Annotated in this window: 16 protein-coding genes; 10 read left to right on the top strand and 6 right to left on the bottom strand. The window is 65.2% G+C overall.

Features of this window, described 5'->3' with window-relative positions:
• Positions 1-10: 10 nt before the first annotated feature.
• The 5 genes from CAL22_RS13725 (at position 11) to CAL22_RS13745 (ending at position 5,824) form a co-directional block, all read left to right on the top strand.
• Positions 11-931 (top strand): LysR family transcriptional regulator, encoded by a 921-nt coding sequence (locus tag CAL22_RS13725; RefSeq protein WP_094814171.1) that lies wholly within the window; start codon positions 11-13, stop codon positions 929-931.
• Positions 932-1,157: 226 nt separating this feature from the next.
• Positions 1,158-2,609: an NAD-dependent succinate-semialdehyde dehydrogenase gene (locus CAL22_RS13730; protein ID WP_244193889.1), complete on the top strand. Its 1,452-nt coding sequence runs from the start codon at positions 1,158-1,160 to the stop codon at positions 2,607-2,609.
• Positions 2,606-3,733, top strand: coding sequence for a zinc-binding dehydrogenase (locus CAL22_RS13735; RefSeq protein WP_094814175.1), 1,128 nt, complete (start codon positions 2,606-2,608; stop codon positions 3,731-3,733). The genes CAL22_RS13730 and CAL22_RS13735 overlap by 4 nt, the downstream gene beginning before the upstream one ends.
• A gap of 32 nt (positions 3,734-3,765) precedes the next feature.
• The gene (locus CAL22_RS13740) at positions 3,766-4,818 is read left to right on the top strand and encodes a Bug family tripartite tricarboxylate transporter substrate binding protein (protein WP_094814177.1); all 1,053 of its coding nucleotides are present in this window, start codon (positions 3,766-3,768) and stop codon (positions 4,816-4,818) included.
• Positions 4,819-4,864: 46 nt separating this feature from the next.
• Complete coding sequence (locus CAL22_RS13745; RefSeq protein WP_244193890.1) at positions 4,865-5,824, top strand: tripartite tricarboxylate transporter substrate binding protein; 960 nt, start codon at positions 4,865-4,867, stop codon at positions 5,822-5,824.
• A 51-nt stretch (positions 5,825-5,875) separates the two neighbouring features.
• On the opposite strand, the gene CAL22_RS13750 is transcribed toward CAL22_RS13745, so the two are convergent.
• Genes CAL22_RS13750 through CAL22_RS13760 form a run of 3 tightly spaced genes read right to left on the bottom strand, consistent with a single transcriptional unit; the run spans position 5,876 to position 12,736 of the window.
• A complete protein-coding gene (locus tag CAL22_RS13750) occupies positions 5,876-6,883 on the bottom strand; it encodes a Bug family tripartite tricarboxylate transporter substrate binding protein (protein ID WP_094814179.1) in 1,008 nt (335 codons plus the stop codon).
• A gap of 54 nt (positions 6,884-6,937) precedes the next feature.
• The gene (locus tag CAL22_RS13755; protein WP_094814181.1) at positions 6,938-9,385 is read right to left on the bottom strand and encodes a CaiB/BaiF CoA-transferase family protein; all 2,448 of its coding nucleotides are present in this window, start codon (positions 9,383-9,385) and stop codon (positions 6,938-6,940) included.
• 33 nt (positions 9,386-9,418) lie between these two features.
• Entirely contained in the window at positions 9,419-12,736 is a 3,318-nt protein-coding gene (locus tag CAL22_RS13760; RefSeq protein ID WP_094814183.1) for an acetyl-CoA carboxylase family protein, read from the bottom strand.
• 271 nt (positions 12,737-13,007) lie between these two features.
• Between CAL22_RS13760 and CAL22_RS13765 the strand changes: the two genes are divergently transcribed.
• From CAL22_RS13765 to CAL22_RS13785, 5 genes are all read left to right on the top strand, one after another.
• Positions 13,008-13,937, top strand: a complete 930-nt coding sequence (locus CAL22_RS13765) for a LysR family transcriptional regulator (RefSeq protein ID WP_094814185.1) — start codon at positions 13,008-13,010, stop codon at positions 13,935-13,937.
• A gap of 199 nt (positions 13,938-14,136) precedes the next feature.
• Positions 14,137-14,544, top strand: coding sequence for a Zn-ribbon domain-containing OB-fold protein (locus CAL22_RS13770; RefSeq protein ID WP_348271688.1), 408 nt, complete (start codon positions 14,137-14,139; stop codon positions 14,542-14,544).
• Positions 14,545-14,573: 29 nt separating this feature from the next.
• Positions 14,574-15,725, top strand: a complete 1,152-nt coding sequence (locus CAL22_RS13775; RefSeq protein ID WP_094814189.1) for an acetyl-CoA acetyltransferase — start codon at positions 14,574-14,576, stop codon at positions 15,723-15,725.
• 23 nt (positions 15,726-15,748) lie between these two features.
• A complete protein-coding gene (locus CAL22_RS13780) occupies positions 15,749-17,845 on the top strand; it encodes a 3-hydroxyacyl-CoA dehydrogenase NAD-binding domain-containing protein (protein WP_094814191.1) in 2,097 nt (698 codons plus the stop codon).
• Between the two features lie 125 nt (positions 17,846-17,970).
• On the top strand, positions 17,971-18,972 hold the full coding sequence (locus CAL22_RS13785) for a Bug family tripartite tricarboxylate transporter substrate binding protein (RefSeq protein ID WP_244193891.1): 1,002 nt from the start codon (positions 17,971-17,973) through the stop codon (positions 18,970-18,972).
• Positions 18,973-19,124: 152 nt separating this feature from the next.
• Here the strand turns inward: CAL22_RS13785 and CAL22_RS13790 are convergent, their stop codons facing one another.
• The 3 genes from CAL22_RS13790 to CAL22_RS13800 all read right to left on the bottom strand — a co-directional run bounded on the left by CAL22_RS13790 (position 19,125) and on the right by CAL22_RS13800 (position 23,211).
• Positions 19,125-21,494, bottom strand: coding sequence for a TonB-dependent siderophore receptor (locus tag CAL22_RS13790; protein WP_094814195.1), 2,370 nt, complete (start codon positions 21,492-21,494; stop codon positions 19,125-19,127).
• 234 nt (positions 21,495-21,728) lie between these two features.
• Positions 21,729-22,718, bottom strand: a complete 990-nt coding sequence (locus CAL22_RS13795; RefSeq protein WP_244193892.1) for a FecR family protein — start codon at positions 22,716-22,718, stop codon at positions 21,729-21,731.
• Positions 22,705-23,211, bottom strand: coding sequence for an RNA polymerase sigma factor (locus CAL22_RS13800; RefSeq protein ID WP_094814199.1), 507 nt, complete (start codon positions 23,209-23,211; stop codon positions 22,705-22,707). The genes CAL22_RS13795 and CAL22_RS13800 overlap by 14 nt, the downstream gene beginning before the upstream one ends.
• Between the last annotated feature and the right edge of the window lie 110 nt (positions 23,212-23,321).

Raw genomic sequence — 23,321 nt, forward strand, 5'->3', positions numbered from 1 at the left:
GGAAATCATCATGCGGCAGACCATTACGGTGCGGGAACTGGAAGGATTCGTCAGCCTGGCCGAACACTTGAACTTCAATCTGGCGGCCGAGCATCTGCACGTCTCGCAGCCGGCGCTGACCCGCATGGTCCAGTCGGCGGAAAGCAAACTCAACGCCAGACTGTTCGACCGCAATACCAGGCGGGTCGATCTGACCGCGTCTGGCAAAGAGCTGCTGCCCATCGCAAGAAGAATCCTGACCGAGTTTCATGGCTCCTTGAGCGACCTCTCGGAATTCGTCGCCGGGCGCCGGGGCAACATCAGCATCGCCTGCCTGCCGTCGGTCGCCGCCGCCGTGCTGCCGCCGGTCATCTCGCGGCTGCAGGGCACGCATCCCTTGGTCACGGTGACGCTGGATCCCACCTCCGCCCAGCTCATGCCGGATATGGTCAGGGACGGCAGCGTCGACTTCGCCATCACGACACCGGCCGATGACGAGGCAACCACGAGTTTCGAGAGCCTGTTGCATGAACCCTTTGTGCTCATCTGCTCGCGCAATGACGTGGTGGCGCGTAATGCCGCCACCCCCAAAGAGGCCTTGCTCAAGCGGCCCCTCATCTCCAGTGGCGCCTCCAGCAGCATCCGCCAGATCGTCGACCGGGAGCTGGCAGGCACCGGCCACCCCATCCGCCCCAAGTACACGGTGGCCAATATTTCCGTTCTCGGCGCCATGGTGTCGGCCGGCCTCGGGGTTTCGCTGGTCCCGCTCATGGCTCTGCGCCTGATGGACATGACCCAGATCCACTCCGTGCCGATCGAGCCCGACGGCCTGGTTCGGGAAATCGGCGTTCTGACCCGCAAGGGCCGGTCACTGTCTTCGGCCAGCATCCACTTTATCGCCTCGATCCGCGCGGAGGTGGACAGTCTGCGCGCGCGCGGCGCCCTGCCCTGAGTCGGCCCCTGGCGCGCACGCTGGCCCGATAAATAGCCTTCATGCATTGATTCAATCACTTTAATTCAGTTCTATTTACAGCAGGAGGTCAATAGAATTTTTCCAAATTCGTGAATGGCGTGGCGATGCATTTCCTGCGAGGGCCGGCAAGCGGCGCGCAGCCCGGCAAAGCCGGCAGTCGATGCCAGCAGGCCCGGACACCAAGAATTCTTATCAGGAGACAAGTTTGGAAAGCAACTACCCAGCCCTGGGCCTATTCATCCACGGCAAGTGGATCTACGACCGTGCCGAGGGAGAGGATGTCGTCAACCCGGCGACTGGCGATATCCTCGCTCGCTTGCCGCATGCGGACACCCAAGACTTGCTGGCCGCCGCGCAGAGCGCCAAGGCGGGCTTTGCGGTCTGGCGGGCCATGCCATTGGCCGAGCGGACCACCATCCTGCAGCGCGCGGTCGACCTGATCCGCGAACGATCCGCCGCGATCGGCCATGCCATGACGCTGGATCAGGGCAAACCTGTCAAGGAGGCGATCACGGAAGTCAATCGCGCTGCCTCGCTGATCGAGTGGGACTTGAATCAGGCGCAAAGGCTGTACGGCCACATCATCCCCGGCCGTCCAGGATTCCAGCGTTATACCTTGCGCCAGCCGATCGGCCCGGTGGCCGCGTTTACCCCGTGGAATTTTCCCGGCAGCGTCATGGGCCGCAAGATGGGCGGCGCGCTGGCCGCGGGTTGCTCGCTGGTGGTCAAGGCCGCCGAAGAAACCCCTTCGACGGCCTGCGCGTTCGTACGCTGCTTCGAGGATGCCGGCCTGCCGCCCGGCGTCCTGAATCTGGTCTTCGGCGTACCGGCGAAAATTTCCGAGTACTTGATTGCTCGCGAAGAGATACGCGCCATTTCCTTTACCGGCTCGGTCCCCGTGGGCAAACATCTTGCCGCCCTTGCCGCCAGCCACATGAAGCCCGCCGTGATGGAGTTGGGCGGCAGCTCGCCGGTCATTATCTGCAAAGATACCGACGTGCGAGCCGCCGCGCGCGCATTGGGCGCAGCCAAGTTCCGCAACGCGGGGCAGATCTGCACCGCGCCCACGCGATTCATTGTCGACCGCGCGGTGGTGGCCGCCTTTACCGACGAGTTGGTTGCCTACGCCAGCGCGCTGCGCCTGGGCAATGGCCTGGACGCGGGCACCACGATGGGCCCCATGGCCAATCCGCGTCGCCTGCAGGCCATGCAGACCCTGGTCGATGATGCGCGCCAACGCGGCGCCACGATACGCTGCGGCGGCAAATCCACCGGCCAGGCAGGCTTTTTCTTCGAGCCCACCGTGGTGGCGGACACGCCGCTCGACAGTCTGTTGATGACCACCGAGCCCTTCGGCCCCATCGCCCCGGTCATCGGTTTCGACTCGCTGGATGAAGCAATCCGTATCGCCAACGATACGCCGTACGGGCTGGCGGCCTACGCCTACACGGAAAGCTCTGCCTCGGCGCACCGGCTGGCCGAAGCCCTGGATTGCGGAATACTTTCCATCAATCACGGCGAAGGCGCCATCGCCGAAGCGCCCTTTGGCGGCGTCAAAGACAGTGGTTACGGCAGAGAGGGCGGCGAGCAGAGCCTGGACGCCTACACGGTGGTGAAATTCGTTTCGCATCGCGCGACGGCGGAGGTGGCGGCATGAAGGTCCGGGCAGCAGTTCTGTACGAGCAAGGCTTGCCACGGCCGTATGCCGTCTCCCAACCCCTGAAGATCGAGCAGGTCACCCTGGAGCCGCCTGGCGAAGGCGAAGTGCTGATCGAAATCGCCGCCGCCGGCCTGTGCCACTCGGATCTCTCCGCCATCGAAGGCTTGCGCCCGCGCAAACTGCCCAGCGTGCCGGGGCATGAGGCCGCAGGCATCGTGGTGGAGGTCGGCCCGGGCGTGCGTGACCTCAAGAAAGGCGATCACGTCGTGTCCAGCGTCGTCAGCAGTTGCGGCGGATGCCCGTTCTGCGCGCGCGGACGCCTGACGCTGTGCACCAGCGTGGCCGAGCCGCGCAAGAACGGCACGCTGGCCAATGGGGGCCGCAGGCTGCGCCTGGGATCGGAGCTGCTTTATCACTGGTCGGGACTGTCGGTCTTCGCCGAACACGCGGTCGTCATGGCCGCGTCGCTCGTGCGGGTGGAGAAAGACATTCCTCTCGAGGATGCCGCCCTGGTGAGCTGCGCGGTCATGACAGGCACGGGAGCGATTTTCAATACCGCGCGCGTCGAGCCTGGCGACACCGTGGGCATTGTGGGACTGGGCGGTGTGGGCATGAGCGCGCTGCTGGCGGCCGTGGCCGCGGGCGCGAGCCGCATCATTGCGATCGACACCAATCCGGCGAAGCTGGAGATCGCCAAGCGCTTCGGCGCCACGGATGTCTTCTCCGCCACGCAGGAAGGTTGCGTGGAGCTGGTCCAGGCCGCCACGGCGGGCGGCTGCGACCACGTCATCGAGACGGCAGGCTCGGTGCCGGCCATGAAGACCGCCTATGGCATCACGGCGCGCGGCGGCACGACGGTCGCGGTGGGCCTGCCCCACCCCAGCGCCGAGTTCTCCTATCCGCAGGGCGCCCTGGTCTCCGACGAGCGGCGCATTGTCGGCAGCTACATGGGCGGCGGATCGCCCCTGCGTGACATCCCCCGGATTCTGAGCCTCTACCGGCAGGGGAAACTGCCCTTCGAGAAACTGCGCAGCAACGTCGTGGGTTTTGACCAGATCAACGAAGGTTTCGATCAACTCGCCGATGGCGCCGTGCTGCGAAATATGCTCAAGCCCTTTTGAGCCGCCGGCACAACAATAATACGGAGACAACCATGACACGATACCTTCCCGGGGCCGGCCCGCGCGGGCCCAGGGCTGCCGCGCACGCCGATGGCGGACCGGACAGGCCCGCGCGACGCAGCGTATTGCAAGCAGGCGCTGCGCTGACGCTGCTGGCCATCAGTGGTCCGCGCACCTTGGCCGATACCCCTTGGCCCAAGTCGCCGATTACGCTGGTCGTACCCTTTCCGCCCGGCGGAACGACGGACATCCTCGGCCGCATCGTGGCGCATGGGCTGTCCACCAAATTGGGTCAGACGGTCATCGTCGACAATCGTGCGGGTGCCAGCGGCGCGATCGGTACACAGTTCGTGGCGCGTTCGGCGCCCGACGGCTACACCCTGGTCATGGACACCATCGGCACGCATGCCCTGAATCCCGTGCTGCGCTCGATGCCCTATGACGCCGTCAAGGACTTCGAGCCTGTCAGCGAAGTCGCCAGCACCGCCAATGTGCTGCTGGCCTATCCGGACGGCCCGTTCAAATCGGTGGCCGATGTCCTCGCGGCGGCCAAGGCCAAGCCCGGAGAGGTCACGTTCGGCTCCACCAGCGCGGGCGGCTCGCCCCACATGAGCGGCGAGTTGCTCGAATACCTGGCCAAAGTAGACATGGTGCACGTCCCATATAAGGGAGGCGGCCCCATGATGACCGACCTGATGGGAGGCCACATTCCCCTGGCCTTTGACAACCTGCCCTCGGCCATCGGCCCGATTCGCGCCGGCAAAGTCCGCGCGCTGGCCGTCACGTCGGCCAAACGGTCGGAGCATCTGCCCGACGTTCCGACGATCGCCGAAGCCGGTGTTCCCGGCTATGAGGTCGATGCCTGGTTCGCCGTCTTCGCGCCAGCCGGCACGCCCGCCTCGACCGTCAACGCCATCCAGCAGGCCATCGCGCAGACGCTGAAAGAGCCCGAGGTGGCCAAGCAACTGGCCGAACAGGGCGCCGTGGCCGTCGGCAGCACGCCCCAGGAGCTGGCCCAGCGACAGGCGCGCGAAATCAAGAAATGGCGCGCGGTGGTGGACGCGTCGGGCATAAAACTGGATTGATCCGGGGCAGATGATGAGCGCGAATCCCTCAAGCGCAAGACGGAAAATGCTAGGACGACTGCTGGCGGCAGGCGGCGCCGCGGTCGTGGGCCGCACCTGGGCGCAAGCTGCCTGGCCCGATCATGCCCTCAAGCTCATCGTCCCGTATCCGCCGGGCGGCGCCACGGACATCGTCAGCCGCGTCACCGCCCAGCAACTCGGCGCGCAGCTCGGCCAACCCGTGGTGGTCGAGAATCGACCCGGCGCCGGCGGCAATATCGGGGCCGAGCAGGTGGCGCGTTCGGCCGCCGACGGCAACACCTTGCTCGTGGCCACGACGGCGCACGCCATCAACCGGACGCTGTTCCGCCAGCCGGGCTACGACATCAACAAGGACTTCATCCCGCTATCCATTCTCACCAAAGGGCCGCTGGTCTTGCTGGTCAATCCCGAGTTCGAAGCCAGGAGCGTGGAGCAGCTCATCGCCCTGGCGCGCCAGCGACCGGGTGACATCGCGTTTGCGTCATCGGGAAATGGTCAGTCGACGCATCTGGCTGCCGAGCTGTTTGCCAGCAGGGCGGACGTCAAACTGCGCCACATTCCCTACAAAGGCAGCGCCCCGGCGCTCAACGACGTGGTCGCCGGACATGTCCCGATGATGTTCGACGCCTTGCTGTCGTGCATGCCTTTCGTCAAGGCGGGTCGGCTGCGCGCCATCGCGGTCACCGGTACACAGCCGGCCCGCGCCCTGCCTGGCGTGCCCACCCTGGACACTGCCGGACTCCCGGGCTTTGCTGTCTACGCCTGGTATGGCGTGTTCGCGCCTGCGGCCACACCGCAACCCGTCGTACAACGGCTGTCGCGTGAGCTCAAGGACGCCTTGGCCCACCCCCGGGTGCAGGCCGTCCTGGCCGAACAGGGCCTGGACTCCGCCTGGGCAGACCTGGCCCAGACCGAGACCTTCGTGCAATCCGAGGTGGCCATGTGGGCCGACGTCGTGCGCCAAAGCGGCGTGCAGGTCGACTGAAGCGGCCGCAGCCGGGGGGCAGCCCCCCGGTGCGGCGCGTGCGGCGGCGCCTCAATCGATGACGATGTTCTCGCGCTTGACCACATGCGAAAGCTGTTCGACTTCATGCCCGATACGCGTGGCCAGCTCCTGCGGATTACGCATGACCACGATGCCCTGCGCGCTGAGCGAGGTATTGGCGGCCGGTTGCTCCATCGCGTGCTTGGATGCCTCGTACAAGGTATCGACGATCTTCGCGGGCGTGCCCGCCGGCGCGAACAGACCCAGCCAGAAGGTCACGTCGATACTCGGATAACCCGCCTCGGCCATGGTGGGAATCTGCGGCATCTGTGAAATCCGTTGCTTCTGCGTGACGGCCAGGGCTTTCAACTTGCCGGCGGCCACTTGGGGCGCGCTGGCCAGCGTGTCGAAGGAGGTGTTCACCTCACCGGCCATGACCGCCATGCTTGCCTGCGAGGCCGATTTATAGGGAACATGGGTTGCCTTGAACTGGGCGTCATTGCTCAGTTGCGCGAAGGCCAGATGGGCCAGGTTGCCTTGGCCGCCCGACCCGTAGGTCAACTCGCCCGGGTTCTTCTTGGCGTACGCCACCAGATCCTTGACCGACTCGATGGAGTGCTTCTTGGCCCACTCGGGGTTGACGTTCAGGATGAACGGCGCGTCCAGGACCAGGGCAATCGGCGCGAAATCCTTGGCCTTGTACTGCGAGTTCTTGTAGATCAAGGGATTGACCGTGATGCTGCTGCTGTTGGTGGCCAGCAGCGTGTAGCCATCCGGAGCCGAACGGGCCACCTCGGCCGCGCCGATCGAGCCGTTGGCGCCGCCCTTGTTCTCGACGATGACAGGCTGCTTGAGCGTCTTGGACAAGGAGTCCGACAGCAGGCGAGCCATCGTGTCAGTGATCGAACCGGCCGGAAACGGCACGATGATCCTGATGGCCTTGGTGGGCCATGCGCTGTCCTGCGCCAACGCGGCAGTCGACCCCAGCCCCAGAGCCGAAGCCACGGCGATGTGCGCGGAAGTGATGAGGAAGTTACGGCGGGAATGGGATGTAGCCATTGTTTGTCTCCACGAAAATTTAGATCTTGTGTATTGCATCGTGCATGCGGCCGGTCAGGCCGCCTTTCTGGTGGCGGTGGTGCCGATGATGCCGTCGCGCTCGAGCGCTTGTTGTTGATCCGCGCTCATACCCAGCACCCGCGACAACACGTCGCCATTGTGCTGCCCGAGCGTCGGCGCCGGACGCACCGCCGCCACCGTGGCGGCGGGCGTCCTGAACCAGGGCGTCGTCGCCAGAAATTCGCCGATATAGGGGCGCGATGTTGCCTTGAAAAACGCCCGCTCCCTGAGGTGGGGATCATCCAGCACGGTCCAGACCGGCTTGACCTCCCCAGCGCTGATGCCGGCCTGCTGCAGCTCGGCCATGGCGCTTTGCGCGCTGCGGGCGCCGGTCCATGCGCTGATGCGCCGGTCTATCTCTTCGTGCCGAGCCCGCCGGCCGGCCGCCGTCTCCAGAGACGGGTCTTGAGCGAGATCGGCCGCCTGCATGACATTCAGCAATGCCCGCCACTGCGCCGCATTCGTGATGCTCACCACCACCCAGGCGTCTTCGCCCGCGCACGGGTAAATGCCCTGCGGCGCATGCAGCGGATGCGTATTGCCGCCGCGCGGCGCGGCGCTGCCATGCACGGATTGCTCGATGACGAAGGGGGCCGTCATGGGCAGCATGCATTCGACCTGAGACAGATTGACATGCCGGCCTTTGCCCGACCGTTGCTGCACGAACAAGGCCAGCAAGGCTGCCGCCCCGCCGTTCAGGCCGCCCACCGGGTCGCCATAAGCGTAGGAGGTCAACGCGGGCGGATCTTGCGGAAAGCCGGTGTGGTGCGGCAGGCCGCTGGCTTGTTCGAGCGTGCCGCCATAAGCCCTGATCGTGCTCCACGCGTTGCCCGACCCGAACGCCGGCATGGACACCATGACCAAGCGGGGGTTGACCTGAGACAGCACGGCATAGTCCAGCCCGAGTTTGGGCAGAACCTCGGTCGAGTAATTCTCGATGACAATGTCGGCCTTGGCCACCAGATCGAACAGCACCGCACGCCCCTGGGCGCGGGTCAGATCGAGCGTGATGCCCAGCTTATTGCGGTTCATCAGCGCAAAGTTCGAATTCTTTTCGTACAACTTTTCCTGATAGAAGGCATCGGTGTAATGCGTGCCTCGCCACCAGTCCGGATAGCGCGTGCTTTCGACCTTGATGACTTCCGCGCCAAAGTCCCCCAGCGTCCTGGCCGCCAAGGGCCCGGCCCATCCCATCGTCAGATCGACCACCCGAACGTGGCGCAAGGGCAGCGCGTCCGGCGCGGCCGGCGCCATGCCGGACGCTGGCGTCAGACTCGCCACATTCCGGTAGCGCGCGCCGTCCTCATCCAGGGCCGCAGCCCTGCCGCCCGCCAGAGGCCCGGCTTCGCCCAGGGGCAAGGGCACCACCGGCCCCTCGAATGCGGTCTGCCCGGCCTGGACGGCAACAAAAGCCCCGCGCTGCCGATGCACCTCTTGCTGCAGCAGCTCGGCCATGGTCGGAACGATGACGGCGGGAAACTTCTCCGCGCGCAATACATCGAACCACTCCTCGGCGGTCTTGGCGCGCAGGCTCGGAATCAAAAAGGCATCGATCTCGTCGGCATGGACGATACGGGTCGGCCCGCTCGCATAACGCGGATCCTCCGCCTGCTCCGGGTGGCCGATGGCCGCGCACAGCGCGGCCCACTGCGGGCCGGTATGGGCAAACAGCCCGATCCAGCCTTGCTTGGTCTCGTAGATGCCCGCCGGATGCGTCGTGCAGAACCGGTTGACGCCCAGGCGCGCCAGGGGATGCCGGCCATCCTGCACCATGCCGGCTTCCATCTCCACCAGCGAGAAGGCAATCTCATGAATGCTCAGCACATACCGCCGGCTACCGTCGGCGCGGCCCAGTAAGGCCGCCGTCGCGCTCGAGAATGCGGCGACCCCGGCGGCAATGGCGGTCTGGATGTCATGCGGCAGATGGGGCGGCCCTTGCACTGCGCCACTGCAATACACCGCGCCGGCCAGCGCGCGGCACACCGCTTCGGTGCCCGCGAAAGCGCTATAGGGCCCGGACTCCCCAAACCAGGTCAGACATACTTCGATGGGCGTGTGGCCCTGCCCCTCCTGCGCCTCGCCCGCATACACCGGACGGGTCAGTACCTCGACACCTTCGTCCAGGGCACGCGCATCGAGAATGACATCGCAACTGCGGGCAAGCGCGACCAGCCAATCACCCTCCGCGCCCGAGGAGGCCGCGCGCGCCACGCTGCGCTTGTTGGTATTGAGCCAGGCATGCAGCGCGCTGGCGGCCTCGCCATCGGTGTCGGTGAGCATGGGCGGCAGACGGCGCAACGTGTCGCCGTCGGCATCCTCGAGCTTGATAACCTCGGCGCCGAAATCCGCGAAGAGCTTGCCGGCATAAGCCACTGCCGCTCCGCAACCGATTTCCAGCACGCGCAACCCGGCGAAGGCGAGCCGGTTTTCTGATGTTTGCATAGTCACTACCTGTTCCAACGGAGGCCGCCTCGATTACCAGGTATCCACAAAAGCGCGGCGTGCCCGGCCCGCGCGCAGCGAGGCCGACGCAATACCCTGACGTATCCATGTGCGGGTCTGCGCCGGGTCGATCACCGCATCGATCTCCGTCGTGGACGCGACATTGATGGCGTGCCCACGCTCGTAGGCGCGCGCCACCAACTGGTCGTAAAGCGCCTGGCGCTGCGGCCCTTCGGGAACGTTCTCCAGTTCTTTCTTGAAGCCCAGCCGGATGGAGCCTTCCAGGCCCATCGGGCCGAATTCGCCCGTCGGCCACGACACCGCGCAACTCGCCGAGCGGAAGCCCCCGCCGGCCATGGCCATGGCGCCCAGGCCATAGCCTTTGCGCAGCGCGATGGCCAGAATGGCGACCCGCAGCTTGGCCGCGACCACGAACATCCGCGACACGTGCCGGACTTGCGCCTTGGCCTCTTCCTGGGGCCCCACCATGAATCCCGGGGTATCGATCAGCGAAATGATGGGCAGGCCGTGGATATCGCAAAGATTCATGAAGCGGGCCGCCTTGTCGGCCGCGTCGGCATCGATGGCGCCGCCCAGATGATGCGGATTGTTGGCGATGATCCCTACCGGCTGCCCTTCCACCCGGGCCAGGGCGGTATGCATGCCCAGCCCGAATCCCGAGCGCAGCATCAATACGCTGCCCACGTCGGCAATGCCCTCGATGACCTTGCGGCTGTCATAGACGCGCAGGCGATTCTCCGGCACCACATGACGGAGGTGGCGCGGATCGGGCGCCACCCAATCCTTGGTGCGGCCCTGAAACATCGACAGATAATGCTTGGCCGCCGCGACGGCCTGCGCCTCATTGTCGACCAGGATGTCGATGACGCCATTGGCGAACTGCACCGGCGCGGGGCCGACCTCCTCGGGGCGGAAAACACCCAGCCCGCCGCCTTCGATCATCGCCGGGCCGGCCATGCCGATGTTGGCGCTCTTGTCTGCAATGATGACATCGCAGACGCCCAGAAAGGCGGCATTGCCCGCGAAACAGCGGCCGGACACAATGCCGAGCAAAGGCACTTCGCCGCTGAGTTCGGCCAACGCGGCAAACGACGGCTGATACAGCCCGGACACGAAGGGAAAGTCGACATCCCCCGGCCGGCCGCCGCCGCCCTCGGCGAACAATACCATTGGCATTTCGTCGCGCCGCGCGCGCTCCACCAGCCGGTCGGTCTTGATATGGTTGCGCTTGCCTTGCGTCCCCGCGAGCACCGTGGCGTCATAGGCCATCACGGCGGTCAACGAGCCGTCGTAGCCGAAGGCCTCGCCGTTGACATTCCCGATACCGGTGACGATGCCGTCGGCCGGCGTGTTGGCGATCAGGTCCTCCTTGCTGCGGCGCGTCGCCTGCGCGGCAATGACCAGTGCGCCAAACTCCACGAAGGACCCTTCGTCGCACAGATCGTCCAGGTTCTCGCGGGCAGTGCGCTGCCCGCGCGAGCGCCGCTTGGCCACGGCCTGCGGGCGCGCCTCGTCGTAAAGCGAGGCATGGCGGTCGAGAACGGCCTGCAGGTCGGGGCGCACGGCGTCCAGATCGATAGCGTCTGCCGCGATCTGGGTGTCGGCGCCCGTCGATTCCTGTTCCAGCAACACGAGGATCTCGCCCTCGAGCACATTGCTGCCACCGGCGGCCGGCACCTCGACAACCTTGCCATTGAAATCGGCGACGACGGTGTACTCCATCTTCATCGCCTCGATCACCGCGATGGACTGGCCCTTGAGCACCACCGCCCCCGGGCTCACCGACACCTCGACCAGGCGGCCGCTCAAGGGCGCGCGCGACGCCGATAGCCCTTGCGGCACCTCCGCCTGCGCGGCCTGCGGCAGGCTGCCCCCCGATCCGCCGCGGCTGCCCGTATCACCGATCAAACGGTCCTTGTCCTGCTGCGCTTGGGCATACTGCTCGGCCGCCGCCACCAAGTCCCCGAGGATGGACTCGATGTAGCGCGTATGGTTGTGTTGCGACAGGAAGTCATCCCGCGCCACGAGCGCCTGCAAAAGATGGATGTTCGTCGCCACACCGGCAATCCGGAACTCGGCCAGGCACCGACGCAAACGCCGCACCACACCCGAAAAATCCTCACTGCCGCTAAATACGATCAACTTGGCCAGCAGCGTGTCGAAAGCCGGCGCGGGCGAATAACCACTGTAGGCGTGGGTATCGACGCGCACCTCGGGACCGGCCGGCGGCTCGAAACGCTCCAGTTTGCCGTGCGCCGGGCGCGCCATGCCGCTGGCGTCGGTCGACTCGGCATTGATGCGCACCTGAATGGCGTAGCCGGTCAGCGCGGGCGGATTGGCCGGATCCACGCCCAGTTCGGCCAGGCGCTTGCCCTGCGCGACACCGATCTGCACGGCCACCAGGTCCACGCCCGTGACCTGCTCGGTAATCGTATGTTCGACCTGCAGCCGGGGATTGGCTTCGATGAAAACGAAGTCCGTCTGCACCCCCTGCTCGTTCTCTTCCACCAGGAACTCAAAGGTACCCAGGCTGCGGTACTCCACCTTGGCCGCCATTTTCTTGGCGGCGGCCAGGATGGCGGTGCGCAATGGCGCGCTCAGCACCGGGCTGGGCGCGATCTCGACGACTTTCTGAAAGCGCCGCTGCAGCGTGCAATCGCGATCGCCCAGCGCCACTACCGACGCCCCGTCGCCCACGATCTGCACTTCGATGTGCCGCGCACGATTGACCAGGCGCTCCGCATACAGTGCATCCACCCCGAAGGCCGACATGGCTTCGGAGCGGCAACGGGCGTACAGCTCGGCGATATCGCTCTTGGCCTTGACCACGCGCATGCCGCGTCCGCCGCCGCCGCCCACGGCCTTGATGACGATACCTACCCCGCCCTGCTCGTCGAAGAAGCGCTCGACTTCCTCCAATGACGCCCCGCCCGGCGTGGCCGGCATCACGGGCACGCCGCATTCGCGGGCCAGTTGCAGGGCGCGGCCCTTGTCTCCGAACAACGCAAGGTGCTCGGCATTCGGGCCGATGAAGGTCAGGTCGGCCGCGTCGCAAGCCAGCGCGAAGTCCGCCCGTTCACTCAGAAAGCCATAGCCCGGGTGGATGGCGTCGCACTGCTCGGCCTTGGCCGCGGCAATGATGGCGTCAATGTCGATGTAAGCCGCGGGCCCGGAGCCCGCCAGCGCCACCGCGGCATGCGCGAGAATGCGGTGCCGCGAGTTGGCATCGTCCTGGGAATACACCGCGACGCTTTCCAGCCCGAGGTCGCGCACGGCGCGAATGGCTCGCACGGCGATCTCGCCACGATTGGCAACCAACACTCTCTTCATTGTGATCCTATGTCTCTGCGCTGACGCTCGTGCTCAAGACCGTTGGCCGTTGCGCGGCGCCATTGCACGCTACTGCCTGCGCGGCGCGCCTGCGGGCAGGCACCGAAAGGCATTAACATGGAGATGGATACGCGCAATCGCGGCCTGGCTTGATCCGGCGGTTGTCGTTAACTTGCTGAGGATGGTAGGTGTCGTGCAACGGCCACACAATTCACATTTTTCTCTGACCCCTATAGCCGTTCGGCATGTGTCTCGATAAAAGCAGGCGGCAATGGAAATCCGGCAATTAAGAACGGTGTTGGCGATCGCGGAAACCGGCAGCCTCACCAAGGCGGCGGAACTGCTGCACGTGGTGCAGCCCGCCCTGTCCCGGCAGCTCAAGCAGCTCGAAGACGAGCTCGGCACACCGCTATTCGAGCGCAACCGGCTTGGCATGGTGCTGACCGTGCCGGGGCGCCGGTTTGTCGATCAGGTACGGGTTTCCCTCAAGGGGCTCAATGAAGCCCGGGCGGACATCGGCGCCGCCAAATCGGATCTGCTTGGCACGGTTTCCATCGGCATGCTGCCCGGCCTGGCCACCGCGCTGGCGGGATCGCTCGTCATGACGCTACAGCAGCAGTATCCCAATCTGCGCGTGCGCATCGCCACCGGTTTCTCGGATTTTCTGCAAGAAGGGCTGGAGGGCGGCAAGCTGGATATCTGCCTCATGGGTGACTATCTGCAATCAGAATTGCTGCAGACCACGCCTGCCTATACCGAACCCATCTACGTCCTGGGCCTGCCGGGATCCGGGTTGTCCGAAGATGCCCCGATGACGCTCGAGGCCGTCTCCCGCATGCCCATGGTGGTTCCGGAGGCGCGCAGCCTGCGCAACGTGATAGACCGGGCCTGCACCATTTTGGGCGTCAACCTCAATCTGGTGGCCGAGTCGGACAGCACCGCTGTCCTGCTCGATCTGGTGGAGCGCGGCGTCGGCTACACCATCTTGCCGGTCATCCCCATCATGACGATGCTGGCCGACAAGCGCATCGAGGGCGCGCCCATCATCAGCCCCACGCTGCAACGCACCGTGATCATCGGCACCGCCGTGCTCAACCGCAACCCGCGCATCGTCAGTGCCCTGCATACCGAACTGATCCGTCTGCTCGAACCCTACGTCAGGCAGTTCGAGCACGTCGGCGTGCGCTGGCTGGCAGACTGACGGCGCGCTGAGAGCCCCGGCCGAGCTATGCTCAATCGCTATGCCCCTCGTCAAAATTAGTTAATTGTCCCCAGGCGGCTCGCCCCCCTAACATCCTTCGAGCGTCGTGGCGTCGTCAGCTGCCGGACCCGCCCCTGCAGGGGTAGCGGTCCCCGTGGTCTGCCGGCCGTTCACGGCCCGGAAATCTAGGGAGGCGAATGTGCAGAATTCCTCTAACAGCACACACACAGCGGGCGACGAGACCATCGGCCCGGAGCAGTACTTCCAGCGCATGCTCGAACAAGGGCAGTTCATGATCCAGCGCTGCGAAGCCACGGGCCGCGCCGTTTTCTATCCGCGGGCCATCTCCCCGTATGGCGGCGGACGTTTGCGCTGGGAAGCCGCCAGCGGCGGCGGCACGATCTACTCCACCACGGTCGTGCGTCAACGTCCGGAGCGCGGGGGCGACTACAGCGTCGTTCTGGTAGACCTCGACGAGGGCCCCCGCATGATGAGCACCGTGATCGATATGGATCCACAGGCAGTCAGCATCGGCATGCGCGTGCGCGCGCAAGTGCGCCGCCAGCCCTCTGGCGTGCCGCGCGTGGTGTTCGTGCGCGCGGACTGAGCGCTCCCCCTGAAAATTGGAATGATGTGATGGCGACTAGTATTAGAGGGGCCTCGGCGGTTGTCGGGATCGGAACCACGCCGGGCTGGAACAGCCCCGGGTTCTCGGCGTTGGATCAACTCGGCATCGCCGTGCAGGCGGCCGCCGCCGATGCGGGCATCGGTGTTGACCAGATCGACGGTTTGTTCACGTCCACGTTGACGCATTTCATGCCCGCCCTATCCGTGGCGGAGTATCTCGGTATCCATCCGACCTATATGGATGGCACCAATATCGGCGGATCCTCATTTCTGGCCCATCTGTTGTCAGCCACGCTTGCCCTGCAAGCCGGGCTGTGCAAGGTGGCCTGCATTTGCTATGGATCGAACCAACTGTCGGCGGGCGGCAAGCTCACCACCCTGACCGAACCCGCCACGTGGGAGGCGATCTATTCGCCGCGCAACCCCATCAGCGGCTACGCCCTGGCCACCGCGCGGCACATGCACCAGTACGGAACCACCCGCGAGCAACTGGCCAGCGTGGCCGTCGCCGCGCGCCAGTGGGCGCAACGCAATCCCGCCGCGCACGAGCGCGGCCCGTTGAGCATTGCCGATGTGTTGGACTCCCGGCCCATCTCCGATCCGCTCACCTTGCGCGACTGCTGCCTGGTAACCGATGGCGGCGGCGCAATGATTCTCGTCGCCGCCCAGCGAGCCCCGGAGTTTGCCAACACGCCGGCCTATGTTCTGGGTGTCGGCGAAGCCACCACGCATCGCCAGATCTCGGCCATGGAAGACCTCACCGTCACCGGCGCCGTGCAATCCGGCCGGCGCGCCTTCGACATGGCGCGCGTCGCGCCCCGGGAGATCGATGTACTGCAGCTCTATGACGCGTTCACCATCAACCCGATTCTGTTTCTCGAAGACCTGGGCTATTGCGCCAAAGGCGAAGGCGGCGCCTTCGTGGCGTCGGGCGTGACCGCCCCGGGCGGAGCCCTGCCCGTCAACACCAATGGCGGCGGCCTGTCCTGCAATCACCCGGGCATGTATGGGATCTTCGCGGCCATCGAGGCGGTGCACCAGATCCGGCGCTCCGCTGGCGCCCGGCAGGTCGACGGCGTCGAGCTGGCCCTGGCTCACGGCAATGGCGGCCAACTGGCCAGCCAGGTCACGGCGATTCTCGGATCGCGCGCCACCCTGTAAACGCTATCACCGCGGACACTTTCATGAGCAGCACAACTTCGACGCCCGTCGTCTCCTCCTCCCTTCAGGCCGGCGTGGCCTGCATCGTCATCGACAACCCGCCCGTCAACGCCCTGTCTCACGCCGTGCGGGCAGGCCTGCAGGCCGCCCTCACCACCGCGCAGCGCGACCCGGAGGTCAAAGCGCTGGTCTTGCTATGCAAAGGCAAGACGTTCTTTGCCGGCGCCGACATCAAGGAGTTCGCGCTGGCGCCGCAGGCACCCACATTGAGCGATGTCATACAGTGCCTGGAGCAATCGCCCAAGCCCGTGATCGCCGCCATACACGGCACCGCGCTGGGCGGGGGGCTCGAAATCGCCCTCGGCTGCCACTACCGCATCGCCACACCGGATGCGCGTTTCGGGCTGCCCGAGGTCAAGCTTGGCTTGTTGCCCGGCGCGGGCGGCACCCAACGCCTGCCGCGACTGATCGGCGTGGCCGAGGCCCTGGAGATGATCGTCAGCGGCAACCCGATCCCGGCCCGCGACGCGCTGCGCCTCGGCCTGCTGGATGCCATCGCCGAAACCGATCTGGCGGACGCCGCCATGGCGCTGGCGCGCCAGGTTCAGCACGATGACGTGGCGCCGCGCAGAACGAGCGCCATGCCTGCCCCCGCGGCAGATCCCGAACTGTTCACCGCTGCCGAGCAAAACCTGCGGCAACGCCGCCGCGGCGAAGAAGCGCCCCTCAGTTGCGTGCAGGCCGTCCGCGCGGCGGTGGAGCAGCCCTTTGACCAAGGGCTGCAGATCGAGCGGGCCTTGTTCGAGGAACGCAAGGCTTCGCCCCAATCCCGCGCATTGCGCCATGCTTTCTTTGCCCAGCGGCAAGTGCACAAACTGCCATTCGCGGCCGAGCCCCGGCCCGTGAACCGCGCGGCGGTGATCGGCGCCGGCACCATGGGCGGCGGCATCGCGATGTGCTTCGCCAACGCCGGCATCCCCGTAGTGCTGCTGGAAAAAGACGCCGAGCGCCTGCGCCAGGGACTGGCGCGTATCGAAGAGAACTACACCCAATCCGCCCGGCGCGGCCGGCTCAGCACCGCCGACGTCGCCCAGCGTCTTGCCTGCATACAAGGCAGCACGCGCTTCGAAGACCTGGCCGATGTGGATCTGGTCATCGAAGCCGTCTTCGAGGAAATCGGGCTCAAACACGAGATCTTCAGCACGCTCGACCGGGTCTGCAAACCTGGCGCCATCCTGGCCTCCAACACGTCCTATCTGGACATCGACCATATCGCGAGCGCCACCCAACGGCCCCAGGACGTGGTCGGGATGCACTTCTTCAGCCCCGCCAACGTCATGCAATTGCTGGAGAACGTCCGCGGATCGGCCACCTCCGACGAGGTGTGCGCCACCGTCATGGAGGTGGGCCGCCGGCTAGGCAAAGTCGCCGTGCTGGTGCGCTCCTGCGACGGCTTCGTCGGCAACCGGATGTTGAGCAAGCGCACGCGCGAGAGCTACTTCCTGCTCCAGGAAGGCGCCTCCCCCTTTCAGATCGATCGTGTCCTGCGCGACTTCGGCCTGCCCATGGGGCCGTTCGCCATGGCGGACCTGGCGGGCCTGGACGTGGGCTGGCGCAATCGCCAGAGCCGCCTGCAGAACCTCTCGCCGCGCGAGCGCGAGTGCGACATGCTGGACCGCATGTACGCGGCGGGCCGGCTGGGCCAGAAGACGCAGGGTGGGTTCTACGACTACGACAGCGAGCGCAAAGCCACCCCATCACCGGCTGCCGAAACCCTGGTGGCCGCGCATCGCGCCGCCTCGGGCCGCCAGGCGCGGCAGATCTCCGACCAGGAAATCCTGGAGCGCTGCCTGTACGCCATGATCAACGAGGCCGCCTACATCCTGGAGGAGAACATCGTGGAGCGCGCCTCCGACATCGATGTCGTCTGGCTCAAGGGTTACGGCTTTCCCGCCTATCGCGGCGGCCCGTTGTGCTATGCCGACCAGATCGGCCTGCCCGCCGTCCTGGCGGGGCTACGCAAATACGAAGCCGAGCACGGCGCCCAATACTGGAAGCCGGCCCATCTCATCGTCAAACTCGCTCAGGAGGGGCGAGGTTTTCTCGATAGCCCTGCCTGACGCCGCGCCCACGCAGAACACCTCAGCGGTTTCCCGAAGGGATGCAGGCGCAGTCACCTGAGCTGCGTTGGCAACGGCCGGGCAGATACAGTGGTTTTGATAAATACAACAAACCGGAGACAAACGTGTCTGACACCCCCCTGCATCGCCTTCCCGCGAGCCGTACCCTGGCCGCCCTCGTCACCTGCGCCAGCACTCTGCTCGCGGCCAATCCCGCAGGTGCGGCCGAATGGCCCGACGGCAAGCCCGTCACCATCATCGTGCCCTTCTCGCCGGGCGGGTTCACCGATCTGGTCGCGCGCCGCTTCGCGCAGGACCTGGGTACGGCCTTGAAGACGACCATCGTGGTTCAGAACAAGCCGGGCGCCAGCGGCCAGATCGGCACCGCGCTCGTCGCGCGCGAGCAACCCGACGGCTACAACCTGCTCGTGACGGCCACGCAGCATGTGATCTATCCCGGCCTGCAGCCCAACCTTCCTTACGACCCGAAGAAAAGCTTCTCCAACGTGGCTATCCTGGCTTACGCGCCCAACGTCCTCCTGGTGCCCGCCAAATCGCCCATCGCCAATGCCAAAGCCTTCACGGCCTACGCCAACCAACAGGCTGGCGGCCTGGCCTTCGGCTCCAGCAGCGTCGGCGGCTCGGCGCACATGTCCGGAGAACTGTACAAAATGGTGGCCGGCGCCAATCTGCGCCACATCCCCTACAAGGGCGCCGCGCCCGCCGTCACCGACCTGATCGGCGCGCAGATCCCGGCGGCATTCCTGGACGCCACCTCGGCGGCCGCCTTCATCCGCTCGGGCGACGTCAAAGCCCTGGCCGTCACCTCCAAAGAACGCCTGCCCAGCCTGCCCGATGTCCCCACCGTCGCCGAATCCGGCTACCCCAGCTATGAATCGCAAGCCTGGATAGGCCTCTTCGGCCCGGCCGGCATGCCGGCGTCCGTCGTGCAGAAGCTCAACCGGATCGCCATCGACAGCGCCAACACCGACACCAACATCAAATGGCTCAACGACAACAATGCCACGCCGGCCCGCCTGTCGCCGGCACAGGTCACCGACTTCGTCGACGCCGAACTCGACAAATGGAAAACCGTCATCGACCAGGCGCACGTCTCGGTGCAGTAGCACGTTGCAACATGCGCCAACGGCAACGTGCCCTCTGACGCTGAGGGGTCGGCCAGAACTTACCTGACCGGCCCCCTCAACTGATGCAGTCAAGCAGCGAGAGTGGCCAGCAACCCGGACGGGAGTGCGCCCTGGCAGCCACGCTCGGCGCGCTACCAGTAATAATTCAGGCTGAGCATCGCCTCGCGCTCCATGCCCCGGAAGGTATAGGTGTAGTAGCGCTTGTCGAACACGTTATTGATGTTCAACGCGATGCGATACCGTGACGTCTCATAGGCCACCACCACATCGGCCAGCGTGAAAGCCGGGTTGTATGGCGTACTGCCGTCGGCTGCGGTGTTCAGCGGTGCTTTGCCGCGATAGCGCACGCCGCCTCCCAACAGCAGCCCCTGCACCTGATGCGGACGATAGTCCAGCCACAGGCTGGCCGTCTGGCGGGCGGTCTGCGTGAGCTGGCGCCCCACTTCCTGCGCTTGATTGCTCTTGGTGGTACGCGGATCGATATAGGTGTAACCCGCCATCAGGCTGATTTCACGCGTGAGCGGAAATTTCGCCTCCAGTTCGACGCCGGTAGAACGCACCTCGCCGGTCTGCACACTGAAGCGTGGATGATCCGGATCCTGCGTGGTCACATTGGTCTGCCGAATATCGAACACCGCAGCGGTGAACATCGCATCGGTGCCAGGGGGCTGATACTTCAGGCCAACCTCGTACTGCTTACCTTCGCGCGGCTTGAACGCGGTGCCATCAAATTGCTTTCCCGTGATTGGATCGAACGCCGTCGAATAGCTGACGTAGGGCGCCACACCGTTGTCGAACAGATAGAGCAGCCCGACGCTGCCGGTGGTGGCGGTATCACTGATCCTGGGCTGCGTGGCGCTGCTCTGAGTGGTGCGCACGAAGTCGCGGCGCAGACTTACATTGCCGACCCAGTTGTTCCACTTGAGCTGGTTCAAAGTATAGATACCCGTCTGTTTCAAGTCGGTTCGCGACGCATCCAGATCAGGGTAGGCGATCGTCTGTCCGTACACAGGCGCGTATATATCCAGGTTGGGCACATCCCATCCGAAACCCAGGGCATCATTTTCTTTGTAACGCAGATAATCGACCCCCACCGCGAACGTGTGCTGCAGCGCCCCCCAAGTGAGATCGCGCGACGCGCGGCTGTCCACGGCCAGCGTCTTGCCATGGGTGCGCTGGGCCAGGCTGCCCCGTGTCACCGTCCGTTTGTCAGCCAGCAAGTCCATGGCGTAGATATGGCGGTAGTCGATATCGATTTCCGAGTAGCGCAAGTTCTGGCGCAAGCGCCAGCCGTCGGCCGTATCATGCTCCAAGGCGTAGCCGATCGACTTGGTGTCGCGGTCGAATCGATCGAAATCCGGATCGCCGGCGGTGCGGCTAAGAGGCAGCTCTCCTATCTCGGGATAGGTATATAGATTGGGCCACCAACTCTTGGGCGTGGCGCGCTCCTTCGAGTAGGTGCCCAGCACTGTCAGGCGCGTGGTCGGCGTGATGTTCCACAAAACGGACGGCGCTACCGAAATCCGATCGTCGCGCGAACCGTCAGTGCGCCCATCGCTGTCGCGGCCCAAGACATTTAACCGATACAGCACCCTCTGTTCGGCATCGAAGGCGCCGCCCAGGTCGGCCGTGAGTTGGCGCCGGTCGTAGGTGCCGTAGCTGACGCCCACGCTATTGACATGAGAGGCCGAAGGGCGCTTGGATATCACGTTGATGACGCCTCCCGGCCGGCCCTGGCCGAACAGCACGGAAGCAGGTCCCTTCAACACCTCGATGCTGTCCAATTCTTCGACGTTGTCGTTCCAGGAAGCATAAGTGCCCGTGGACAATTGCTTCAGACCATCCTTGAAATACGCACTGCCGTCGCTAAAGCCGCGGATCACCGCACCGGTCATGCGCGCATCGCTTGATCCCGAGACTTCCGTCTGCACGCCGGGCGTGTATGCCAGCGCGCTCTCCAGATTGCGCGGCGCCTGTACCTTCATCTGCTCTTGCGTCACGATCGATACCGACCATGGCGTTTCGATCAGGGGCACTTCAAGCTTGCCGCTCTGGCTCAGCAGCGCGATATAGCTGCCCCCGGTCCCGCCGGCCACGCCTCGCACCTTCACGGCTTCAAGCTGCGTGGCCGCGTCAGACGGCGCAGTCAACGAAACATTGCGCCCCTCGCGCTGAAAAACGACACCTGTGCCCGCCAGCAGCCCGTGCAGCGCCTCATCCGGCGTCAGCCGGCCCGACACTGCAGGCGCGTTGCGGCCGCGCACGGTTTCGGGAAGATAGAAAATCACCAATGAGGCCTGTTCGCCCAACTGCAGCAATGCGTCGCTCAGTGGCTGCGCTGGGATGCTGACCTGTACAGGCGCGGTCTGCGCCAGGACGTCGCGCGGCATCGCTCCCCACGCCAACGCCAAAGAAATCGCCAGCGCGCCGCACGCGGCGTGAGTGTCCCGCCTGAAGGCTTTGCGCGCCGAAACGCGCGGCTTGTCTTGCTTATCCATCATCTGTAGAGAAAATCCAGTTCAACTTCGCGCGCATTGCGCGCCCGACACCCTCGGCCCAAGGTTGCTTCCAGGAGCAGGATCGGCTTGCGCTCCGCCCCTCTAAGCCTAGACGTCGTGAACGCGGAAAAACCGGAATGCTTCTCGACTGATAATTTGAAACAAAATGATTCTCTGCCCACACCTCGGCGCATGGGACCCGCGCATCGCACGCGGGCATGGTCAACACAACGTCGTCTAACGGGAGACCAGGACGACGCCACCATCGCCGGCGTATAGCACGGTCACCGGCGCGATCTGCGGCAACACGCTGAGCACGGATTCCGGCTCATCGATGGGCAAGGTTCCCGCCACACGTAATTGCGCCAACTTTGCATCATCGATCCGCAGCGGTCTGCGCAGGTAGCGATTCAATTCGATCACCACCTGCCCCAACGGCGTATCGCGGAACACTAGCCGTCCGCGCTGCCAAGCCGTGACGACCGCTACGTTGTCCTGATGTGGCGTGTCCAGCGGCATACCTGGCGTGTACTGCGCCACAAAGCCAGCGGTCAAATGGCGGGTTGTCCTGTTCCACCACGAGCCGGCCGAGAACGCAACGCTGCCCTCATCTACGGCCAACGCTACCCGGTTGCCCTCGCGGCGGACGTTAAAGCGCGTCCCCGTCACCAAGACCTGGGCATCTCCTGCCACGACTCGAAAAGGCCGCGTGGCGTCAGGACTGACCGTAAACAGCGCCTCGCCCTGCAGCAGATCTACCTGACGGCGGTCGGCATACAGCGCAACTCGCAGCTCCGTATCCGTGTTGAGCTCTAACAAGGTTCCGTCCGGCAAGGCGACGCGCTGGCGTTGGCCTCGCGCCGTGGCCAGCGTCTGGCGGAATTGCGGCGCAGACGACCACAACCGCGGACCGACAACGCCAGCGACCAGCGTCAAAGCACAGCCTGCCGCCAAACCCGTGGCCAGTTGCCGGCGGCGTGACGAGGCTGGGCGATCTGGCTGCGCCAGGATGGCGCGCATCTCATCCTGCGGCAGGCCATCGGCCACGCGCCACAGCGCCTGCATGGACTCGTACTGCCGCAGATGCTCAGGATCCGCCGCAAGCCAGGCATCGCGCGCCTGGCGTTGCTCGACGTCCAGCGTGCCTAGGCGTTCGCGCGCAAACCATTGAGCTGCCTGCTCGCGCGGCACATGGGATGCATCCGAACGGGGATCAGTGCGGGGCATGATCTTGCAACCGGTCATGAATGTGGGTCAACGCGCGTTTCATGTGCTTTTCAACCGTGCTTTGCGTCAACCCGAGTTTGGCCGCAATCTCGGCCTGCGTATAACCTTCGAGCTTGTTCCACAGGAATACCTGCTGGCATTTCAGCGGCAACTCGGCCAGCGCTGACTTTAGCGCATCGGCTAACTGCGCGGCCCGGATCGCGGACTCCGGGTCCGCCTGGGCAGGGTGCTCGGCCTCCGCAATCCCCTCCAGACTGATCACCTCACGTCGCGCCTGGCGACGGATCTCGCCATTCAGGCGATTCTGGCTCGCGCCATAGAGATAAGCCTTGGGATCCAGCACGGCTGCATCGCCGTTGCGCAGCATATTGGTCACCACGTCGTGCGCCGCATCTTCCGCGTCATGCCGGCTCGCGCTGCGCCGCGTCCACGTCCCGATCAGCCCGCGATAATGCGCGAGCCAGCCTTTATCGGAGGGCGGAGGGCGGGACATACAGTCGACAGGGGGACATCGGAACAATGGCCGGCATTATCAATCATGATTCTCATTACGGCAAATGCATCTCAGAAGCACCACGGATGCCAGCGGCGAGTTTCGACGCG

This window comes from Bordetella genomosp. 12 (assembly GCF_002261355.1).
In the GTDB taxonomy this organism is placed as follows: Bacteria; Pseudomonadota; Gammaproteobacteria; order Burkholderiales; family Burkholderiaceae_B; genus Bordetella.